General features: G+C 28.4%; 18 protein-coding genes and 1 tRNA gene. 3 read left to right on the forward strand and 16 right to left on the reverse strand.

What is annotated here, in order from left to right; genetic code table 11:
• Together rsmH and mraZ are read right to left on the reverse strand one after the other, a co-directional pair.
• Positions 1 to 889, reverse strand: an 889-nt coding sequence (gene rsmH / locus M4I33_RS11120; RefSeq protein ID WP_257916856.1) for a 16S rRNA (cytosine(1402)-N(4))-methyltransferase RsmH, incomplete at its 3' end; no start/stop codon positions are given.
• A 12-nt stretch (positions 890 to 901) separates the two neighbouring features.
• Positions 902 to 1,330, reverse strand: a complete 429-nt coding sequence (mraZ, locus tag M4I33_RS11125) for a division/cell wall cluster transcriptional repressor MraZ (RefSeq protein WP_194190565.1) — start codon at positions 1,328 to 1,330, stop codon at positions 902 to 904.
• A 182-nt stretch (positions 1,331 to 1,512) separates the two neighbouring features.
• On the opposite strand from mraZ, the gene M4I33_RS11130 reads away from it, so the two are divergent.
• A tRNA-Sec gene (locus M4I33_RS11130) sits at positions 1,513 to 1,609 on the forward strand.
• Between the two features lie 88 nt (positions 1,610 to 1,697).
• On the opposite strand, the gene ychF is transcribed toward M4I33_RS11130, so the two are convergent.
• Entirely contained in the window at positions 1,698 to 2,795 is a 1,098-nt protein-coding gene (gene ychF / locus M4I33_RS11135; RefSeq protein ID WP_257916857.1) for a redox-regulated ATPase YchF, read from the reverse strand.
• A gap of 180 nt (positions 2,796 to 2,975) precedes the next feature.
• Between ychF and pdaA the strand changes: the two genes are divergently transcribed.
• Positions 2,976 to 3,812 carry a delta-lactam-biosynthetic de-N-acetylase gene (gene pdaA / locus M4I33_RS11140; protein WP_257916858.1) on the forward strand — a complete coding sequence of 279 codons (837 nt, stop codon included), beginning with the start codon at positions 2,976 to 2,978 and terminating at the stop codon, positions 3,810 to 3,812.
• Positions 3,813 to 3,836: 24 nt separating this feature from the next.
• On the opposite strand, the gene M4I33_RS11145 is transcribed toward pdaA, so the two are convergent.
• The 5 genes from M4I33_RS11145 to M4I33_RS11165 all read right to left on the reverse strand — a co-directional run bounded on the left by M4I33_RS11145 (position 3,837) and on the right by M4I33_RS11165 (position 8,864).
• Positions 3,837 to 4,475 carry a cyclodeaminase/cyclohydrolase family protein gene (locus M4I33_RS11145; RefSeq protein ID WP_257916859.1) on the reverse strand — a complete coding sequence of 213 codons (639 nt, stop codon included), beginning with the start codon at positions 4,473 to 4,475 and terminating at the stop codon, positions 3,837 to 3,839.
• A gap of 69 nt (positions 4,476 to 4,544) precedes the next feature.
• The gene (locus M4I33_RS11150) at positions 4,545 to 5,087 is read right to left on the reverse strand and encodes a nitroreductase family protein (protein ID WP_257916860.1); all 543 of its coding nucleotides are present in this window, start codon (positions 5,085 to 5,087) and stop codon (positions 4,545 to 4,547) included.
• 54 nt (positions 5,088 to 5,141) lie between these two features.
• The gene (locus M4I33_RS11155; RefSeq protein WP_257916861.1) at positions 5,142 to 6,245 is read right to left on the reverse strand and encodes a lipopolysaccharide assembly protein LapB; all 1,104 of its coding nucleotides are present in this window, start codon (positions 6,243 to 6,245) and stop codon (positions 5,142 to 5,144) included.
• A gap of 69 nt (positions 6,246 to 6,314) precedes the next feature.
• Complete coding sequence (locus tag M4I33_RS11160; RefSeq protein ID WP_257916862.1) at positions 6,315 to 8,042, reverse strand: phospho-sugar mutase; 1,728 nt, start codon at positions 8,040 to 8,042, stop codon at positions 6,315 to 6,317.
• A gap of 210 nt (positions 8,043 to 8,252) precedes the next feature.
• Positions 8,253 to 8,864, reverse strand: coding sequence for a 50S ribosomal protein L25 (locus tag M4I33_RS11165; protein WP_257916863.1), 612 nt, complete (start codon positions 8,862 to 8,864; stop codon positions 8,253 to 8,255).
• Positions 8,865 to 9,009: 145 nt separating this feature from the next.
• Between M4I33_RS11165 and M4I33_RS11170 the strand changes: the two genes are divergently transcribed.
• Positions 9,010 to 10,014 (forward strand): tyrosine-protein phosphatase, encoded by a 1,005-nt coding sequence (locus tag M4I33_RS11170; RefSeq protein ID WP_257916864.1) that lies wholly within the window; start codon positions 9,010 to 9,012, stop codon positions 10,012 to 10,014.
• A 38-nt stretch (positions 10,015 to 10,052) separates the two neighbouring features.
• Here the strand turns inward: M4I33_RS11170 and licT are convergent, their stop codons facing one another.
• From licT to M4I33_RS11210, 8 genes are all read right to left on the reverse strand, one after another.
• Positions 10,053 to 10,904 carry a BglG family transcription antiterminator LicT gene (gene licT, locus M4I33_RS11175; protein ID WP_257916865.1) on the reverse strand — a complete coding sequence of 284 codons (852 nt, stop codon included), beginning with the start codon at positions 10,902 to 10,904 and terminating at the stop codon, positions 10,053 to 10,055.
• A gap of 131 nt (positions 10,905 to 11,035) precedes the next feature.
• The gene (locus M4I33_RS11180; RefSeq protein ID WP_257916866.1) at positions 11,036 to 11,464 is read right to left on the reverse strand and encodes a DUF523 domain-containing protein; all 429 of its coding nucleotides are present in this window, start codon (positions 11,462 to 11,464) and stop codon (positions 11,036 to 11,038) included.
• Between the two features lie 12 nt (positions 11,465 to 11,476).
• The gene (locus tag M4I33_RS11185) at positions 11,477 to 12,058 is read right to left on the reverse strand and encodes a TlpA disulfide reductase family protein (protein WP_257916867.1); all 582 of its coding nucleotides are present in this window, start codon (positions 12,056 to 12,058) and stop codon (positions 11,477 to 11,479) included.
• A gap of 15 nt (positions 12,059 to 12,073) precedes the next feature.
• Positions 12,074 to 12,736 (reverse strand): cytochrome c biogenesis CcdA family protein, encoded by a 663-nt coding sequence (locus tag M4I33_RS11190; protein ID WP_257916868.1) that lies wholly within the window; start codon positions 12,734 to 12,736, stop codon positions 12,074 to 12,076.
• A gap of 174 nt (positions 12,737 to 12,910) precedes the next feature.
• The gene (locus M4I33_RS11195; protein ID WP_194190578.1) at positions 12,911 to 13,861 is read right to left on the reverse strand and encodes a carbohydrate kinase family protein; all 951 of its coding nucleotides are present in this window, start codon (positions 13,859 to 13,861) and stop codon (positions 12,911 to 12,913) included.
• Positions 13,862 to 14,037: 176 nt separating this feature from the next.
• Complete coding sequence (locus tag M4I33_RS11200) at positions 14,038 to 16,398, reverse strand: endonuclease MutS2 (RefSeq protein WP_257916869.1); 2,361 nt, start codon at positions 16,396 to 16,398, stop codon at positions 14,038 to 14,040.
• Between the two features lie 3 nt (positions 16,399 to 16,401).
• A complete protein-coding gene (locus M4I33_RS11205) occupies positions 16,402 to 18,747 on the reverse strand; it encodes a U32 family peptidase (protein ID WP_257916870.1) in 2,346 nt (781 codons plus the stop codon).
• Positions 18,748 to 18,860: 113 nt separating this feature from the next.
• The coding region (locus M4I33_RS11210) for a hypothetical protein (RefSeq protein ID WP_374707712.1) at positions 18,861 to 20,181 on the reverse strand (1,321 nt) is incomplete at its 5' end.

Raw genomic sequence — 20,181 nt, forward strand, 5'->3', positions numbered from 1 at the left:
GGTTTACCTCTACTTCTTCCTTTGAAGGTTCTATAGCTTTTCTTTTTAAAAGCTTAACAGTTGGTGTTTTCCCGCAATTACATATAGGAAACTCTTTAGGACAGGTACAAGGATTCGCAAGTTCTCTAAACTTTAATTTAACAATCCTATCTTCTAAAGAGTGGAATGTAATTATAGCCATTCTACCACCTTTATTTAATTTACTTACACCATCTTCAATAGTCTTATTTAAAATAGTTAATTCACTATTAACTTCTATTCTTATCGCTTGGAAAGTTCTTTTTGCAGGATGTGGTCCTTCACGTCTTGCTTTAGCTGGAATTGCATTTTTAATAACTTCAACTAATTCTAATGTTGTTTCTATAGGTTTTTCTTCTCTTCTTGTAATTATGAAGTTTGCTATTCTTTTTGCAAACTTTTCTTCCCCGTAATCTTTTATTATTCTATAAATTTCTTCTTCTGAATATGTATTAACAACATCATAAGCTGATAGTGCATTTTCCCTGTTCATTCTCATATCTAAAGGTGCATCTTGCATATAGCTAAATCCACGCTCTCCAGTGTCTAACTGATATGATGAAACTCCAAGGTCCATTAAAATACCATCTACTCCTTCGATATCTAATTCATCTAATATATTTTTTATGTTATAAAAATTACTATGAACTAACTTTTTATTATCATAATCTTTTAATCTAAGGCCTGCTGCATTTAATGCATCTGTATCTTGGTCTATCCCGATTAAAAGGCCTGATTTATCTAATCTTTTAATTATTTCAGATGAGTGCCCTGCCCCACCTAAAGTACAATCTACATAAATTCCATCTTCTTTTATATTTAGTCCTTCTAAACATTCATTTAAAAGTACTGACACGTGTTTAAATTCCATATCTTTTCTCCTTTATATTCCTAAATCGCTCATATTCTCAGCTATAGATTCAAAATCAACGTCTGAGTTGTTGTAATCATCCCACTTTTGTTTGCTCCAAATCTCTATCCTAGATAATACTCCAATACTTACAATTTCTTTTCCGATTTCGGCATATTCCTTTAAATTTTGTGGAATTAAACCTCTTCCTTGTTTATCTAATTCTATTTCAGCCGCTCCTGAAAAAAAGAATCTTACAAAGGCTCTAGCGTTTTTGTTTGTAAGTGGTAGGGTTTTCATCTTCTCTTCTAGTTTTCGCCACTCTTCCATAGGGTATACATATAGACAACCATCGAGACCTTTAGTTATTACAAATCTGCCATTTAAACCATCTCGAAGCTTTGCAGGTACTATCATTCTGTTTTTATTATCTAACGCATGATTGTATTCTCCTATGAACATAATATTTTCCCCTTTATATACTTTACAGGTATTTCCCTCTACTTTCAACCACTTCTAACCACTTTCAACCACTTCTAATTATTAATATTCTATAAAAAATTTTATTTCCCTTTATTTTTTTTAATATTTTTAATATTTAATTTGACTTTTAAATTAACATTCTGTACAATAGATAAAGTTATGGGAGTAGATAAGTTCTGGTGGACTTACCGGTCTTCAAAACCGTGTTGTGGTGCTAAGACCATCACGGGTAGGTTCGATTCCTACGTATTCCCGCCAAAATAAAAAAAGATGTGATAATACTCACATCTTTTTTCTTATATTATTATAAAAATAAAAAGTGGGGATTTTTCCCCACTTTTTTATTTTATACGTTAAATCTGAAGTTAACTACATCTCCATCTTTCATTACGTATTCTTTACCTTCAAGTCTATATACACCTTTTTCTTTAGCAGAAGCTTCTGAACCTGCTTCTATTAAATCATCGTATCCTACAACTTCTGCTCTTATAAATCCTCTTTCTATATCTGAGTGGATTTTTCCAGCAGCTTGTGGTGCTTTAGTTCCTTCTTTAATAGTCCAAGCTCTTACTTCTTGAACTCCAGCTGTTAAGTAACTGATAAGTCCTAGTAATTTATAACTAGCTCTTACTAATTGGTCAAGTCCTGATTCAGTTAATCCGTACTCGCTAAGCATTTCTTCTTTTTCTTCATCTTCAAGTCCTGAAAGTTCTTCTTCAAGTTTTGCACTTACTATTACAGTTCCTGAATTTTCAGATTTTGCAAACTCTTGAACTTTTTTAACATATTCATTTTCAAGGTTTCCGCTCATCATATCATCTTCTGAGATATTACAAGCATATAAAACTGGCTTTGAAGTGATTAAGAATAAGCTTTTAACAAATTCCATTTCATCTTCTGTGCAATCTAAAGTTCTTGCAGGTTTGTTATCTTCTAAGTGAGCTTTTAATTTTAACATTATCTCTTGCTCAACTTTAGCATTCTTGTCGTTTGATCTTGCTTGCTTTGCATTCTTTTCAATTCTTCTTTCTAAAACGTCTAAATCTGAAAAGATAAGTTCTAAGTTAATAGTTTCAATATCTCTTATAGGATCTACTGAACCTTCAACGTGAACTACGTTTCCATCATCAAAACATCTAACAACGTGAACGATTGATTCAACTTCTCTTATATGTGATAAGAATTTATTTCCAAGACCTTCTCCTTTTGAAGCTCCTTTTACAAGTCCAGCTATATCATAAAACTCTATTGCAGTATATACTTTTTTCTTTGTTCCGTACATTTTTTCTAAAACATCTAGTCTTTTATCTGGAACACTAACAACTCCAACATTTGGTTCTATCGTACAGAATGGATAGTTAGCTGATTCTGCTCCAGCTTTAGTTATTGCATTAAATAAAGTACTTTTACCTACATTAGGTAAACCAACGATTCCTAACTTCATCTATGTACATTCCTTTCTTTTCTTAAACTACTTATAAATTATACTCTAGACACCTTTTTATTTCAACAATATATAAGTAATCTTTCTCTCCTTTATAAAAAATTTACCACGTTTAATTATTTCTATTTAGTTTGATACTACTTATATATGAATAAATACATATTTTAAGGAGGAAATAAAATGAAAAGTATAAAAAAGTTTCTCTTGTGTTTAATTGCATCTTTTTTTATAGTTTCAACAATTTCTTATGCAATATCAGAAAATGAGGAACTAAACTGGTACATAGTAAATAGAAGCAATAAAGAAACTCCTGAAATTCAAAAAGGAGTCTTAGAAAACTTAAAAAATACAAAAAGCTTCTTTATAGGGGATTCATTTAAAAAAGATTTATTTTTAACTTTTGACTTAGGATACGAAAACGGAAATACAGTTAAGATATTAGATTCTCTAAAAGAAAAGAATGTAAAGGCTGCTTTTTTCGTTGTTAAAAGTTATATCCTTCAAAATAAAGACATAATAAATAGGATGGTAAAGGAAGGCCACTTAGTTTGTAATCACTCAGTTAACCATAAATCAATGGCAGGAATTTTAAACGATGCCTCTTTTAACAAAGAATTTTTAGATACTGAATTAGCATTTAAAGAAGTGACTGGAAAAGAGATGCCAAAATACTTTAGGCCACCTATGGGAAAATACTCTTTTAACTCTTTAGTAAAAACTAATAATTTAGGTTATAAAACAATCTTCTGGAGCTTTGCTTATAAAGACTGGCTTGTAGATTCTCAGCCAAACCCTGAAGCATCATTAAAGAAGATAAAAGCCTCTATGCATAACGGTTGTATTCTTCTTTTACATGCAGTATCTACAACTAACTCTGAAATTTTAAGCACTTTGATAGACGACCTTAAAGCTGATGGATACTCATTTAAATCATTAGATGATTTACCACAAACTATGGTGCTTACAGGAGATGATAAACTTCAAAACACATTTGACTTTTTTAGAATATTCAAATAAAAAAAGACCAGGAGACTGGTCTTTTTACATATTTTCATCTACTATCATTAATATTTCACTTTTTAATCTTAAAGATTTCATATTTGAATCTTCTAATTCTTCATCTATATCTTTATAAAAATCTTCACCCTTTAGTGAATTAAGATTAATCTTAACATTAATTATTGCACTTTCTATAGCTGCGTGTAATAAAATTGCACTTACTCCTGCATCTGACACTAACATCTTATTTCCATACTTCGCTGCAAAAAGTATATTATCATAAAATTTTATACAAGCTCTTAAAAGATTTAGCGGAGCATTCATTGCACCATTTGTCTTTTCTTTAATATCTTTTTTTCTATATTCTTTTTCTTCTTCTGATTCTTTAGGAAGCTTGTAACTTGCCATAAGTTCATTAAAGCATTTTCTATCTTCTTCCATCATAACTATTGTTAATTTAGTAAATTCACTGCATTCTTCTGCAAATTTAATTAAGCACTCTCTTTTATCAGAATCTAAATTATCGAAAGATTTCTTTCCAACTGTTAGTGAGTATACCATACTATTTAAACAACCTGAAAGGGCTGCAACTAAAGCCGCTGTACTTCCGCCACCTGGTGATGGTGAATCTGAACTTAAGTCCTCAATAAATTCTTGTATTTTATAATCTTTAAAAAGCATATTTTACCTCCGAAGTTTTTTCTAATTATATCATAAAATTAAGGCACTACAAGAAGTAGCACCTTAATTTTAGCTTAAATATGGATTTTTAAACTTATTTAAAAACACATAGTCTTTTTTGTCTTTTTCTTTGTTATGTTCCTTTTCTTCTGCTGGAATACCAACAGGTGTCATAGCTACTACCTTATACTTCTCTGGAATTTCTAAAACCTTTTTAACTAAGGCTTCATCTAAAGCTCCAATCCACATAGTGCCATAACCTTCTGCTGTAGCTGCTAAAACGAAATGCTCCATAGCAATTCCACAGTCTACTAAATAGTATTCTTTTTCTAAAACCTCACCTGAAAGGTCTGGTTCTGAAATAAATACAGCTACTAAAGGTGCTTCAAGAACTGAAGTTTTCGCCTTATCATCTTTATTTAGTATAGCATCTCCTAAACTTTCTTTTGTGTTTTTATCATCTACTAATATGATTTTAAAAGAAGTTTTGTTTTTCCATGATGGAGCTCTCATTGCACTTTGAATCATATTATCAATACTGCCTTTTAAAACTTCATCGCTTTTATACTTTGAGATACTTCTTCTTTTTTTAATTACATCAAAAAATTCCATAATATCACTCCTAACTATTTTACTAGTATTTAGGATGTGTATTTTTTATAAAAATTATTTATCTTCTCTTTTTTTTATAATTCTATCTAGTTTTAAAACTATTTCATCTTCTTTATCTAACTTTTTAGCAAGTTCTAAATGAAGTTTTGCATTATTTAAGTCGTCAAGATTTAAGTAGCACATTATGATGTTTGTGCAAATTTCTACGTCTTTAGAAGCTTCAAATGCTTTCTTAAAGTACTTTATAGCTTCTTCATACATACCAAGGCATGCATAGTTTATACCAATTTCATTTACAACTTCTAATATTCCACTTTCAACATTTAAGCTTTCAAGTAAATATTCTATTGCCTTTTCATTGTTTCCAATCTTTCTATAACCAATACCTATATAATAATAAATTAAAGGGTTTTCTTTAAAGTTATCTAAAAGACCTAGTAAAGTTCCTATAGATTTTTCAGTATCTTTATCTAAACCTTCAATTGCTTCTTCGTAAGCTGTTACGTTTTCTATATCCTTCATTAAAAGTTCAAGTTCAGGAGTTTGCTCTCCCCCTCTTCTTAAATACTCTCCGATTTCAACTTTACAAGCTGCAAAATCACCTTTATCTTTTAAGATTACACCTTTATAAAGGTAAGGTTCTTTCATTTTATTAAAGAGCTTTTTAGCTAAATCTATATCTTCTAATAAAAGATCTTCAAAAGCACTATCTTTTTCTCTTAATGATATTCCGATTAATAAAAGCTTTTTCATATATTCTTCATCATCTTCAAATGCTCTTTCTAATCCTTTAAGTAAAAGATAAGCATCTTCTAATCTTTCTTCTTTTACTCTAGTTGCAACTAAAGATTTTGCTAATTCTTCAGCCTCTGGTATTTGCATGAGTAATTTTTTATAATCATTTTTAAACTTAATGTTTTCGTCAGCACCTAAAGAAATTAACATTCCCTCTATGAAATAATATACTGGAAGGTTATCAATTTTAACCTGATCTCCTATATTACTTGTTATATATTCTGAACTTATAGGTAAGTATAATGTGTCACTTTCAAAAGTTATATATTCTGGGATTCCTACATTTTTCTTAAACCCTTCTTTATCAACTTCTAAAAATAATAACTTACTAAGTTTTTCTTTAAATAATGTTTTGTAATTCATAAGTTTCACCACCTGTAAAAATAAAAATATTGCTACCATAAATTATGGTAGCAATAATTAAGAATAATATTAGTTTAACATACTTTCAACTAATTTCATTACATTTTCTTTAAATTTAGCTAAATCTTTTTTAGCACCTTCTATGCTATCACCTTTTATAGCAAGATATACTTTCATTTTAGGTTCAGTTCCTGAAGGTCTTACTACAAATGAAGATCCATTTTCTAATATAAATTTTAATACATTTGATTTTGGTAATTTTATTTCAGAAACAGTTTCATCTAACATATTTTCTTCTTTGCTTAATTTGTAATCAAGCTTAGTTTTAACTTTAACTCCATCTATTTCTTTAATAGTTGCATTTCTTAAAGAATCTATGCATTTTGCTATTTTTTCTTGACCTTCTTTACCTTTTAGTTCTAGTGAAACTAAATCTTCTTTAAAGAATCCAAACTTTTCATATAAAGCATTTAAGCCTTCTGCTAAGCTTAATCCTTTATTTTTATAATAAAGTGTCATTTCAGCAATTAACATACTTGCAATAACAGCATCCTTATCACGAACGAAATCTCCAGCTAAATATCCATAGCTCTCTTCAAATCCAAATAAATAAGTTTTATCTCCTGAATTTTTAAATTCATGAATCTTTTCACCTATATATTTAAATCCAGTTAAGACATCCATTATTTCTACTCCATAATGGTTTGCTATCTCTCTTGCACCTTCAGTTGTAACTATAGTTTTTATAACTACCCCATTTTTAGGTAACTTTCCGTTTTCTTTAGCTGCACTTAATATATAATCAGTTAATAATAATCCTGTTTGGTTTCCTGTTAATACTTTAAACTCACCATCAGAATCTTTAACAACAACACCGATTCTATCACAATCTGGATCTGTTCCAAATATTACATCAGCACCATCTTTTTTAGCCATTTCTAAAGCTAGGCTAAATACTCTAGGGTCTTCTGGGTTTGGATATGGAGCAGTTGGGAATTCACCGTTTGGTTCTTCTTGTTCTTTAACTACAGAAACATTTTCATATCCTAATTCTTTTAATACTCTTCTAACTGGCATATTTCCAGACCCGTGAATTGGAGTATATATTATTTTAAGGTCTTTTGCTTTATCTTTTACTAAAGAGTCATTTATAGTTAACCCTTTAACTTTTTCTATATATTTAAAATCTATATCTTCTCCGATATAAACTAATAATCCTTTTTCTTTAGCTTCTTCTTCTGAGATAGTTTTTATAGCGCCAAAGTCTGTAACGTCGTTTACGCATGAAATAACCTTTCCTGCTTTATCGTCAGTAACTTGACCACCAAACTCATCATATACTTTATAACCGTTATATTGTTTTGGGTTATGTGAAGCTGTAATAACTATACCCCCTTTGCAATCAAGTTCTCTTGTTGCAAATGATACCATAGGTGTAGGTCTTAAGCCTTCAAATAAGTATACCTTTACTCCATTAGCAGCTAGTGTTAAAGCTGATGCTAATGCAAACTCATCTGATTTATTTCTTGAATCGTATCCGATTGCTACAGATGGTTTATCAAAGTTTTGATTTAAGTAATCTGCAAAACCTTGAGTTGCTTTAGAAACTGTGTATATATTCATTCTATTAGTTCCAGCACCTATAATTCCTCTTAATCCACCTGTTCCGAAATCTAAGCCTTTGTAGAATCTATCTTCAATTTCCTTTTCGTCTTTAATTTCTCTTAATTCGTTTTTAGTTTCCTCATTTATTATCTCTGATGTTAGCCATTCATTATATTTATCCTTATAATTCATAAATTGACCTCCTTTAATACTGTACATGTTATATTATACATCACAAGGCAGAAATTACAAACATTATCTCTTTTCAAATTTCTATATAAAAAAATGCCATTCGTCACTTCTTCTTAAACTTTTCTTTATTTAGACTTTAATTAACATAACTAATACCTTTCTTAAAGTTAAAAAAGAAATCTACACTTATAGATTTCTTTTTTCAAGGTTTTAATTACTCTCTTCTTTTTTAGTTTCTTTAGCTTCTTTAGCCTCTTTTAAATCTTCTTGATCTAACTTTTGCTCGTAAGAGACTGATGCTATTATAGAATCTAATTCATCTACTATAGAAAGTTCGTTTGAAGATTCTATGTCGTATGCTCTATATACAGAACCTCCAACTCCTTTAGATACGTCAACAGTTACTGATTTTGGCATATTTAAAGGGTCACATTCAATTTTAATAGCTGCCCTTTCTTTTTGAAGTACAGCTCCATTTTTAGAAAGGTATCCTTCTCCTTCGAAGCTTATTGGGATTTCAGCTGTTATAAGCTCACCTTTTTCTATTTCTTCTAAATCAATATGGATTATTTTGTGATTAACAGGTTCTCTTTGAACTTCTTTAATGTGAACATTTTTGTTTTTCCCATCTATATTTAAAGATAGAACTCCATGTTCTCCGCAGCTTGAGATTTCTTTAGAAATTTCTAACTCTCCTACTTCAAAAAGCATATTTCCTATCTCTTTTCCATAAATAACCCCAGGCACAAACCCTTTATTTCTTAATCTTCTTGCAGAGTGCCCAGTTCCAAGTACTCTTTCTATAACTTTTAAATTACTCAAATTAATTCCTCCTTATATCCTTAAAAACAATTCTTTTTTAATTATTCCTCTTTTAAACTTTTTTATACATTGCCCCATATTTTTATTTTTTTTACACATATCTGTAATAATTTAGTTGTAAAATATATTTAAAGAGGTGATAAATTTGAATAATTTTGAATGTAAATTATCAAGAAAGAATAATATGGTCAGGATTAACTTTAATCAAACGGTCTCAAAGGGAAGTATATTTTATAAAGACTTTAAAGATGATATTTATAAAAAGCTTTTTAATTTTGTAAATAAGGATTTTGTAGAGTTTAAAGACCCAAAACCAGAAAACAGAACATTTTATAAAATAGTTACTCCGTCTTCTGAATTTGAAATCGCAGAAAGGGTTCTTCCTTTAAAAAATTTCTATAATTTTAGGGATATAGGAGGATACAAAACAAAAGACGGTAGAAGAGTAAAATATGGTATTTTCTACAGATCAGAAGATTTACATAACTTAAAAGGAGAAGATTTAGATTATTTTAAAACTTTAGATATTAAAACTATATTTGATTACAGGTCTTCTGATGAAGTTAAATCAAATCCGGACGTTTTACTTAGCGGAATTAAATATTATAACCTATCTGGAATTCAAACTTTAAATAACAACTTAGATATGTTTACTTATATTAAAAACGCCATTAAAAATAATAAATTAGATTCTGTAGTAGATTATTTGATAGATGGTTATAAAAGCATGCCTCTTAATAATAATGCTTACAAAACTCTTATAGAATCTATTAAAAATAAAGATAATACTCCCCTCCTTCAGCACTGTACAGCTGGGAAAGATAGGACAGGCTTTGGTTCAGCATTAATACTACTTTTACTTGGAGTAGATATGAAAGATGTTATGAGTGATTACTTATTAACTAACGATTGCACTAAAAACCACTTAAAAGTTTTAGAAGAAAAGTTCGACCCTAAAAGTTTTAATTTAAATTTAACTAGCGATCAAATGAAAGAAATTAAAGGCTTACTTGGAGTAAAAAAAGAATTTATTAAATCTAGTTTTGATGTAATAATTAAAAAATATGGCTCTTTTGAATCTTACTTTAAAGAAGAGTTTTCTCTAACAAGTGAAGATATAGAAAATATAAAAGACCTTTATTTAGAATAAAATAAAAAAAATAGCTTAAGGAAAACCTTAAGCTATTTTTAAAATTTAAGTAATTCTGAAACTGTAACCACTCTATGAATATGAAGTACTAAATAGATGATTTCGTCCTCACTTACTTCGTAATTAAATTCTTCTTTTATATATTTTCTAATATTAAGTGCACAAGCATATTCTTTAGGGTATTTAATCATAATTATATCAATTAACCCTTTAGAATCATTATTTAGATATTTATTTACTATAATTCTTTTTGAAAAATATCTTAGATGAGTTAATAATCTATCGTAATTCATATCATTTTTATTAAACTCTATATTAAATTCACCTTTAATTATTGTAAGAATCCCGTCTATAATCTTTGTACTTAAAATAGTTTCTCGTCTTTCTTCTTTAAAGTTTGCATTTACTATATGTAATGCAATAAACCCAGCTTCGTCTTCTTCTAATCTTACACCTAAAGTTTTTTCAATATATTCTAAAGCCCAAAGACCAATTTTATATTCTTTTAAATGGACTCTTTTAATCTCGTGAAGAAGTTCGTTTTTAATAGTAATCCCTTCACTACATCTTTTAATAGCAAAAGATATATGGTCCGTTAATGCAATATAAATATGTTCATCAAGTTCTGAATTTAAAACTTTTTCAGTATATTCTATAATTTTAGAACTAGCTTCAAATACTTCTTCTTTTATAACAGCTGCAAGTTGTTGCACTTTATTTTGGAAATTAGGATTTTGAATGATGTAAGTTTTTTCTATTTTATCTTCATCGATTCCTTGCCCTACCTTTTTTTTAAAAGCAATACCACAACCTGTTATAATAACTTCTTTTCTAGTCTCATCATCTATTGCTAAGACTACATTATTGTTGTATATCTTTTCAATAACCACTTATTACCACTCCACGAAACAAAATATAAAATCTAAATCACTTATAAAAATACGACTTAGATTTAAAACAATAGTTTAGTTATTTCGTTAATAAATTTACCATACAACTTATTATCTGTCAATAAAGTAGTTTACACAATGTTTACATCAAGTTCATTTTCTGATATTACTTTTATCCCATTTTCTTCTAGTAATTTTGCTGTAATTCCCCTTCCTTCTACCTTATTCCCAGTAAAACTACCATCATATATATAATTACTTCCACAAGATGGACTCCCATCTTTTAAAATAGCTATCTTGCAATCTACTAGTTTTGCAAGTTTTAAGGCTTCTTTTGCACCATTTACAAAGTTTTTTGTAACATCTTCTAAATCTTTAGTTATAACTTTTTCTTCTTTTATTTCAGATGGAACTCTCGGAGTTTTAAGTCCTCCTAGTTGCTCTGGGCAAACTGGAATTCCTTTCTTTTCTTTTAATATCTTAAGGCATTTCTCATTTAAATTGTTTTTGCCATTGTATTTACAATTACACCCACAAAGGCATGCACTAATTAATACCATTAAATCACTCCCTTAATACATATCATTAACTAATCCTTCTTTATAGTCTTTCATAGTTTCAAAATTCATAGCACCTTTAACTATCTTTTTAACATAACCTTTTTCATCTATTAAAAAGGTTGTAGGTAAAACACTTGCACCGTAGTCCATAGAAACTTCTGCTTCATCATCAAGTAATGTATTAAGTTTTAAATTATTTTTCTCTAAGAATTCCTTTGCCTTTTTACTACTTTCTCCAACGTTTATCGTTACTATTTCAAAATCTTTATCATTTTTACTTTCGTCTTGAAGCTTTTGTAGATCTGGCATTTCAGATTTACAAGGAACACACCAAGATGCCCAAAAGTTTAGCATAATATTTTTACCCTTAAAATCCTCTAATGAAACTGTTTTTCCATTAATATCTTTTAATTCAAAATCTTTAGCTAAATAGTTTTTCTCCTCTTCAAGTTTTCTTTGAATATCAAGAGGCGGTTTATTTTCATCTATAATTTGCGTCTTTTCTTTATTTTTAGCTTCTTTATTATTATTAAGCATTCCATAAGTTCCTGCACCTATTGCAATTATTATAAATGCAATTACTATCTTTTTCATAATTTTTCTGTCCTCCTAAGAAATTAAGCCTATAAATATAACTAATTTATTAGTCATAATAAGCACTCCAACTAAAATCATTATAACACCAGATATAATTTTAATATATTTCATAAAGGAATATAATCTTCCTTTATATGAATTAAATTTATCTATAAGCATACCTGTTATTACAAATGGCACTCCAAGTCCTAACGAGTAAAAAGCAAGCATCAATATACCATTTATACCACTTTCACTAGTTGATGTGTATAACAAAATACTTCCAAGGATTGGCCCAATACATGGGGTCCACCCAAACGCAAAAGCCATCCCCATTAGAAAAGGCTTCGCACCATCTACTTTATGCATAAATCTTTTTTCTTTATAAAAGCTTTTAAATTTAATTATATCTAAAGTATGTAAACCGAAAATTATAATTAAAAACCCTGAAACAATTCTAAGAATTCTTATATTTTCATTAAATAGCTTTCCTAAAAAACTAAAAGATGCACCCATAATTATAAATATTAAAGTAAATCCTAAAATAAATATTAATGATTTTTTTAATATAATGTCCCGTCCCTTTTCACCGCTTGTAAGAATATTTATGTAAGCTGGAAGTAATGGTAATACACAAGGTGAAATAAATGAAGCAATTCCTGCTAAAAATGCTACAAAAATATTTATTTCGTTCAAAAGTTAAAACACCTCCTTTATAAAAAATAATTTATTTTGATTATAGTACAATTGCTTTTTATTATCTATTAGCTTTATGAAGTATTTATTAAGATATTAACCTTTTATTAAAATACATAAAAAAAATAGATATCTAATAATGCTTAAAGCATTAAAGATATCTATTTTTAGAAATTAATAAGTTTTTTCAACCCAGTTTATTTTATCTAAATATAATTCCACGTATTCATCACTCATCTTTGGATTTATCGTATCTTCATGAGAAATAGTTATAATTGACATTGCTATAGCATATTTTACTGTGTCTGCCATAGATAATCCAGACATATATCCATATCCTACTCCAGCTACAAAAGAATCTCCAGCACCTGTAGTATTTTTAACTACTGCGTTTGTTGCTTTTATCTTTCCTGATTCTTTTCCATTTGTGTAGTATATGCCTTCTTCGTCTAAACTAATAAATACATTAGTAATTCCAAGGCTTAAGAAATATTCTCCAGCTTTCTTTAAATCTTCGTCTGTTTCTATTTTAAATCCACACATTATTTCAGCTTCTATTCTATTAGGCTTAATAGTGTGGAAGTATTTTGCTAAATGCTTTATCTTTTCAGCTTTAGCTGCTGAAACTGGATCTAGTATAAATTTAGTCTGTCCTTCATAAGTTTTTAGTATGTACTCTAGGATTTCTGCATCATCTGCATCTAAAATTGTATACTCTGCATTTTTTATAGCATCTTTTTTTGAATCTACAAAATCTCTATCCATCTCATCTAAGCATTCCATATCAACTACTGCAGAAACCATCTCACCTGTGTGATCTAGTATAGCCATGTAAGTTGGAGTGCATCCACCTTCTAGGATAAGAGAATCTTCCATATCGTATCCTATCATTTTTGAATGCTCAAGAATATTTCTTCCATTTTTATCATCCCCAATTATAGAAATGAATTTTGTATTAACACCAACCCTTGCAAGGTTTTCCGCTATGTTTCTACAAACGCCCCCTAATGATATTTTTATATTTCCAGGATTTGAGTCTTTTCCTTTGTAAGTACTTCTACTAAATCCTAGTATATCTACTATTGATGCTCCCATTAATAGTACGTAAGAATCTTTATTAGTCATATTATCTCTCCTATTTCTATTTCCCAAATTGATAAAAAATATAACATAATTATAATTTAATGCAAGAAAAAAATAAACCCATTTTTCGATATTTTTTTGCAAACTCTAGTGTAATCGTTAATCATTTTTAGTTTTTTAGTGTAACTAGATTTAAAAATCTAGTTACACTTTTAACATTATTTTAAAGTTACTATAGTTACTCCGTCTCCACCTTCTCCGTAAATACCTAATCTATAACTCTTTACATGAGGATGTCTTTTTAACATATCGTTAATAGCTTTTCTTAAAACACCAGTACCTTTTCCGTGCACTATTGAAACTTCTGAAAGATTTGCCCTATATGCATCATCTAAATATTTATCACAAGTATAACAAGCATCTAAAGCATCCATCCCTCTTAAATCAACTCTACTATCAACAGAACTTAAATTTAATTTAACTTCTCTCTTTTTCTTTTCTTTTTTAGCTTTTTTGTTATTTGTTGAAACTCTTAAATCCTTAGCTTTTACGCTAATTTTCATAATTCCAGCTTCAACTTGAACTTCGCCTTTATTATCTGGAAGTGAAATAACTATTACATTTTGGTTTAATGAAGGAAGGAATGCTTCCATTCCAAGAGAAATATTTTTAATAACTTCTCCATCATTTTCTTTACTTTTATTAATAGCTCTTTCCTTATCTTCTAAACTATCTTTAAGCTTCTTTCTCTCTTCTTCAAGTCTATTTCTTCCACCACCTGAAATTCCAAGCTTTTCAAGTTCTCTCATAGCTTTTAATATTTCATCTGCTTCATCTTTAGCTTTAGATATAATATCTTTAGCTTCACGCCTAGCGTCCATATAAGCTTTATCTTTAGTGTTATCTAATCTTTTTAGCTTTTCTTCGTATTCTCTTCTAAGTTTTAATACTGTAGCTCTTTCACTTTGAGCTTCTCTTGCTTCTTTTTTAGCTATTATACTCTTTTCTTGAAGGTCTTTAATTAAATCTTCGAATTGTAGATTTTCTTCATCTATAAATTCTTTTGCTTCTTTTATTACATCATTTGAAAGACCTAATCTTCTTGATATTTCAAAGGCATTAGATTTACCTGGAACTCCAATTAAAAGTCTGTATGTTGGTCTTAAAGTTTTAATATCAAACTCAACAGAAGCATTTTCAACATCTTCTGTTCTTAAAGCATAGCTTTTAAGTTCACTATAGTGAGTTGTTGCTATAACTTTAGTTCCTCTTCTTTTTAAATTTTCTATAATTGAAGCTGCAAGTGCTGCCCCTTCTGTAGGGTCTGTACCTGCACCTAATTCGTCAAAGATTACTAAAGACTCTTTAGTTGCCTTTTTCATAATATCTACTATATTAGTCATATGCCCTGAAAAAGTTGATAGGGATTGCTCTATACTCTGCTCATCTCCTATATCTGCAAAAATTTCGTGATAAAATCCTACAGTAGACCCTTCCATAGCTGGAATTAAAAGACCGCTAAGTGCCATTAGATGTATACTTCCAACTGTCTTTATAGTAACTGTTTTACCTCCAGTATTGGGTCCTGTAATCATAAGTACGTTATAATCTTTTCCAAGGTAAATATCAGATGATATAACCTTATCTACATCTATTAAAGGATGCCTTGCACTTATTAAATCAAAACTTCCGTCTTCTGATACTTTTGGAATAGTTCCTTCTATTTTTAAAGCGTAATTTGCTTTTGCAAAAATAAAATCTAAAACTCCAAGCATTTTGTTGTTGCTTTTTAAAAGGTCTATATTATCACGTACTTTATCTGTAAGTTCTCTTAAGATTCTTTCGATTTCTTTTGCTTCTTTAATCATAAGTTCTTTTATTTCGTTATTTAAATTAACTAGGCTTGTAGGTTCTATATAAACTGTCGCACCTGTTGCACTTGAATCGTGAACTATACCTGGAACTTGTGATTTATACTCAATTCTTACAGGAAGTACGTATCTATCACCTCTCATTGTATAAAGGTTATCTTGAAGATAACTTGAATTACTTTTTACAAGTGAGTTTATCTTTTCTCTTACAGATGAGTTTTTTTCTTTTAAGTTTCTTCTAATATTATATAAAGTACTTGAAGCCCTATCTGATATTTCATCTTCTGAAATAATAGCTCTTTCAATATCATCTTCTAAAGATTTAACTTCTCCTAAGATAGATACTAAGTCTTCTATCTTTAAAAAGGCAACTTCCTCTTCTTCTCTTTTTGTGTATTCTTTAAAAAGTCTAGAACATCTTAACATATTTCCTATGTTTAATAGTTCTAAAGGATTTAAAGAACCTCCCTTAGCTGCTCTTAGAAGACCTTCTTTAACGCCCTCCATATTTCTAAATGGAGGAGCCCCTTTTATATTTATCATATCTAATGCTTCTTTAGTTTCTTCTAAAGAATTAATAACTTCAAATCTTGATTTTTTAGGTTCCATCTTGTTTATAAGATTTTTACCACCTGATGTTTTTGCATAATTTCTAACACTATCTTTGATTTTTTCAAATTCTAAAACCCTAAATGTTCTCTCATTCATTATCTATTCTACACCTCTTCTATAATGGCCTTTAGTATAGTTTTTATCGTCTACTTCTTTATTTCCTTTTAACTCGTCTATAATTTCTCTGACTTCTTTTTTAGTTTCGTTTGTAAAATCTAATCTAAATGTATCTATTCCTATTTCTTTTAGATCCTCTATATCATTAATTAAATTAGTTCCTAAACTATTTAAAATATAACTTCTACAAAAAATATCTGTCATTAAAGGTAAACTTTCGCCTACTCTATCTATAAGATTGAATCTATCTTTTTCACAAGGTCTACTGCAATCTTTTTTTGTAGTCTTACCTCCAAAGGTACTTCCAATTGGGCAGTACTCACTTATCATAAGTTCAGTTTTTCCGTAAAGTATAGTTGATATATTTCCTTTAAATCCTTTTAAAACTGACTTCATTTCTTTTCTGTTTAATTCTTGACTTATAGTTAAAAGGTTAATATCTTCACTATAAAAATCTAAGGCCTTACTATTAAATATGTTAAGTTTGTAATCACCTATAATTTCTAATTCATTTTTATATTTATTTATTATTCCAACATTTGAAGTTAAAATTCCAAATATATCTTCTTTTAAATCATCTATAACTTTTATAACTTTATCTATTTCACCTTTTAAGATGTTTGGAATCTTTAAAATAATTTCGTTATTCTTTTTCATTTCTTCTATGTCTCTTATTTTAATTCCATCTTCATCTCTACTAAATACATCTACTATGATATATTTAAACTCATCTTTTATTTCGTTATATTGTTCTTTTAAAACTACCTTTGGTATAACTAACCCTTTAAGTTTAGTTTCTTTTATCTTAGATTCAATTTTTATAACTTCATTTGGTCTTCTTCTTCTGTAGCTTTTTTGAGTTTCTTTTATAACTTTATCAAATAACTCTCTTCTAAGTTCGTTAAACTCACCAACTCTTAAAAATCCGTCTGTAAAATGGCTAAATTCTATATTATTAAACTTATAAGGATAATCTCCTGATTTACTTAAAGCTTTTATTATTCTTTCTTTATCTAAAGGCTTATTTGTAGCTTCTAAAACTTCACTTCCAGAAACTTTATATTCTGTGCCTTTAAACTTAGTCGTTAATTCTACACTTTCACCTAGCTTAAATTTAACTACTAGGTTTAGCGGAAGTTTCTTTATATAAGGCTTAATTGTGCTTTTTAAATCTTCATTTAAATCTTTATCAGCCATTTTATAAATTTCTTCTGACTTTTTATAGCCTAATGGGAATAGCTTAACTTTATCCCCTTTATAAGCCTTTTTAACTTCCTCATTTCCTTTTATTATTTTATTAATAACAAAGCCTGAATCTCCGTGCCTTACGCCGTCTCCAAGACTTATATCACCTTCTAATAAAACTTCTAAACTAGGAAGCACCTTTCCAAGGTAAATCCCAGTATTTTTAGGGAAACTATAGCTCATCATATCTTTTCCTGTATCTTTTTTTAAGAAAGCTTTAGTAAAGCCTCCTCTATTAAATAATTGAAGTAATTCTTCTTTTCCTTTTTTAAGGTCAAAAATCTCTTTATTTAATTCCTTATCTACAGCTTTTCTATAATTTCTTACAACTCCAGCTACGTACTCTGGTCTTTTCATTCTTCCTTCAATCTTTAAACTATATGTGCCTGTATCTATAATATCTTTAACGTCTTCTATAGTGCACATATCCTTAGGTGATAAAAGATATCCTCGTCTTTCATCTCCTTTAGTGTTTTTAAGAGTATATTCCATTCTACAAGGCTGGGCACATCTTCCTCTATTTCCACTTCTTCCACCTATCATAGAACTCATCAAACACTGCCCTGAATAACAAATACAAAGAGCTCCGTGAACAAACATCTCTGTCTCTATTTTTAAGTCATCTGATATGTATTTAATTTCATCAAAACTAAGTTCTCTTGATAAAACTATTCTATGGAATCCTTTATCTTTAAAATAAATTGCTCCAAGTCCGTTATGTATAGTCATTTGAGTTGACGCATGTATTTCAAAGTCTTTATAATTTTCTCTTATTTCTCTATATAAACCTAAATCTTGAATTATAAGTGCATCTACACCTATTTCATAAAGATATCCTACATATTTTATTGCTTTTTTTAACTCATCCTCTTTTAAAAGGGTATTCATAGTAACATATACACTTACCCCATAACTATGAGCGTAGTCTACTGCCTTTTGCATTTGTTCGTTATCAAAGTTTGATGCATAAGCCCTAGCTGAAAATTTATTTCCACCTAAATATATTGCATCACACCCGTTATTTATAGCAGCATATAAACTTTCTAAGCTACCTGCTGGCGCTAATACTTCTATTTTATTCATTATTATCATCTCTCCTAAATGTAAAAACACTTACTTATCTTCTGTTTATTCTAGCATATTAAAGACATAAAAACAAAGCGCTTAAAAAATTTCTCTAAGCGCTTTATATTTACTTATTTTAAAAGTACATTTCCTTTTGAATTAATGCGTAGCGTTTCATACTTTTTAGTTATTATAGCTAGTTCTAAAGTCTTTTCGTGTAATTTTTTTTCAAGGTCTGCACATTTATATTTTTTACTAATAAGTTCTTCTCTAGTTTCTTTTCCTGATTCTAATATTAATCTTTTTTGATTTTTAGCTTTATTTATCTCTTCATTTAAAGTTTCTATTTCTTTTTCTTTTATATTGAATTCCGAATCTAAATTCTCTATTTTTTCTTCCTTTTCTTTAATTTCTATTAATAACTCATTTTCCTTTTTCTTAAATTCTTCTATTTCCTCTCTTGAAGAATTAAATCTCTTTTCAAGTTCTTCTATAATTAATTCTTTATTAGAAAGACTACTTCTCGCTTCTTCTAGTTCACCTTCACTTTTTCCTAAAAGGTCTGATAAATGATTTATCTCTTCTTTTATTTCTGAGTTTTTACTTCTTTGCATATCTAATTCCATCTCTAATGAAGATTTGCTATTTTTAACTCTATCTAAACTATCTTTAAGTTCTAGTTTTTCTTTTTTATTTTCTTCTATTTCTTTACTTAAAACATTATTTTTAAATTTAATTCCTTCTAAATCTTTAGTCTTTATCTCTATTATTTTATTTAAATCTTCTACTTTTTCTCTAAGGCTTGTCTCTTTTTTACTTAGAGTAACAGCTTCATTTTCTAAAAATTCTTTTTCTTTTTCTAACTTTTGAACCTTTTCTAAAAGTGTATCTTTTTCTGATTTTAATATATTTTTATCTTTTTCCTCTTTTAAAATTTTAGATTTTAAAGTATCAAGGTTTGAATTTTTTAATTCTAGTTCTTCTTTTATAGAAAGATTTTCTTTTACTAACTCTTCTTTTTCTATATTTACCTTTTCTAACTTTTCTTTTGTTTCATTTAGAGATTTGTTTAAATTAGTATCTAAATCTTTAATATTTTTATTTAAAGATTTAATGATATCGTCTTTTTCAGATCTTAAAAGATTTAATTTATTTTCATTTTCTTCTTTTAATACTTTAACTTCTTCTATTTTTTCTTTTTGAATGTTTAGTATATCTTTTTCGCACTTTTCATTAATATCTTTTATTATCTTATCTTTTACATTAATTATCTCTTTTACTTCTTTTTCTTTTATATCTAAAATGCTATTTATCTTTTCTTCATTTTCCTTATTTAATTTAGATATAGCTATTTTATTTTCTTCTTTAATTTTATTAATTAAATTATTTTTTTCATTTTTTAATGAAGTAATCTCATTATTTTTTTCTCTTGTTATTTTATTTACTTCATCT

It is taken from the genome of Clostridium sp. LY3-2 (assembly GCF_024705715.1).
In the GTDB taxonomy this organism is placed as follows: Bacteria; Bacillota; Clostridia; order Clostridiales; family Clostridiaceae; genus Clostridium.

Excerpts from the sequence above, each read along its gene's own strand:
- M4I33_RS11155 (WP_257916861.1), bottom strand. The coding sequence starts at position 6,245 with ATGAATTACAAAACATTATTTAAAGAAAAACTTAGTAAGTTATTATTT.
- M4I33_RS11205 (WP_257916870.1), bottom strand. The coding sequence starts at position 18,747 with ATGAATAAAATAGAAGTATTAGCGCCAGCAGGTAGCTTAGAAAGTTTA.
- M4I33_RS11185 (WP_257916867.1), bottom strand. The coding sequence starts at position 12,058 with ATGAAAAAGATAGTAATTGCATTTATAATAATTGCAATAGGTGCAGGA.
- M4I33_RS11150 (WP_257916860.1), bottom strand. The coding sequence starts at position 5,087 with ATGGAATTTTTTGATGTAATTAAAAAAAGAAGAAGTATCTCAAAGTAT.
- M4I33_RS11145 (WP_257916859.1), bottom strand. The coding sequence starts at position 4,475 with ATGCTTTTTAAAGATTATAAAATACAAGAATTTATTGAGGACTTAAGT.
- M4I33_RS11180 (WP_257916866.1), bottom strand. The coding sequence starts at position 11,464 with ATGGTATTAATTAGTGCATGCCTTTGTGGGTGTAATTGTAAATACAAT.
- M4I33_RS11195 (WP_194190578.1), bottom strand. The coding sequence starts at position 13,861 with ATGACTAATAAAGATTCTTACGTACTATTAATGGGAGCATCAATAGTA.
- mraZ (WP_194190565.1), bottom strand. The coding sequence starts at position 1,330 with ATGTTCATAGGAGAATACAATCATGCGTTAGATAATAAAAACAGAATG.
- M4I33_RS11160 (WP_257916862.1), bottom strand. The coding sequence starts at position 8,042 with ATGAATTATAAGGATAAATATAATGAATGGCTAACATCAGAGATAATA.
- M4I33_RS11200 (WP_257916869.1), bottom strand. The coding sequence starts at position 16,398 with ATGAATGAGAGAACATTTAGGGTTTTAGAATTTGAAAAAATCAAAGAT.
- ychF (WP_257916857.1), bottom strand. The coding sequence starts at position 2,795 with ATGAAGTTAGGAATCGTTGGTTTACCTAATGTAGGTAAAAGTACTTTA.
- pdaA (WP_257916858.1), top strand. The coding sequence starts at position 2,976 with ATGAAAAGTATAAAAAAGTTTCTCTTGTGTTTAATTGCATCTTTTTTT.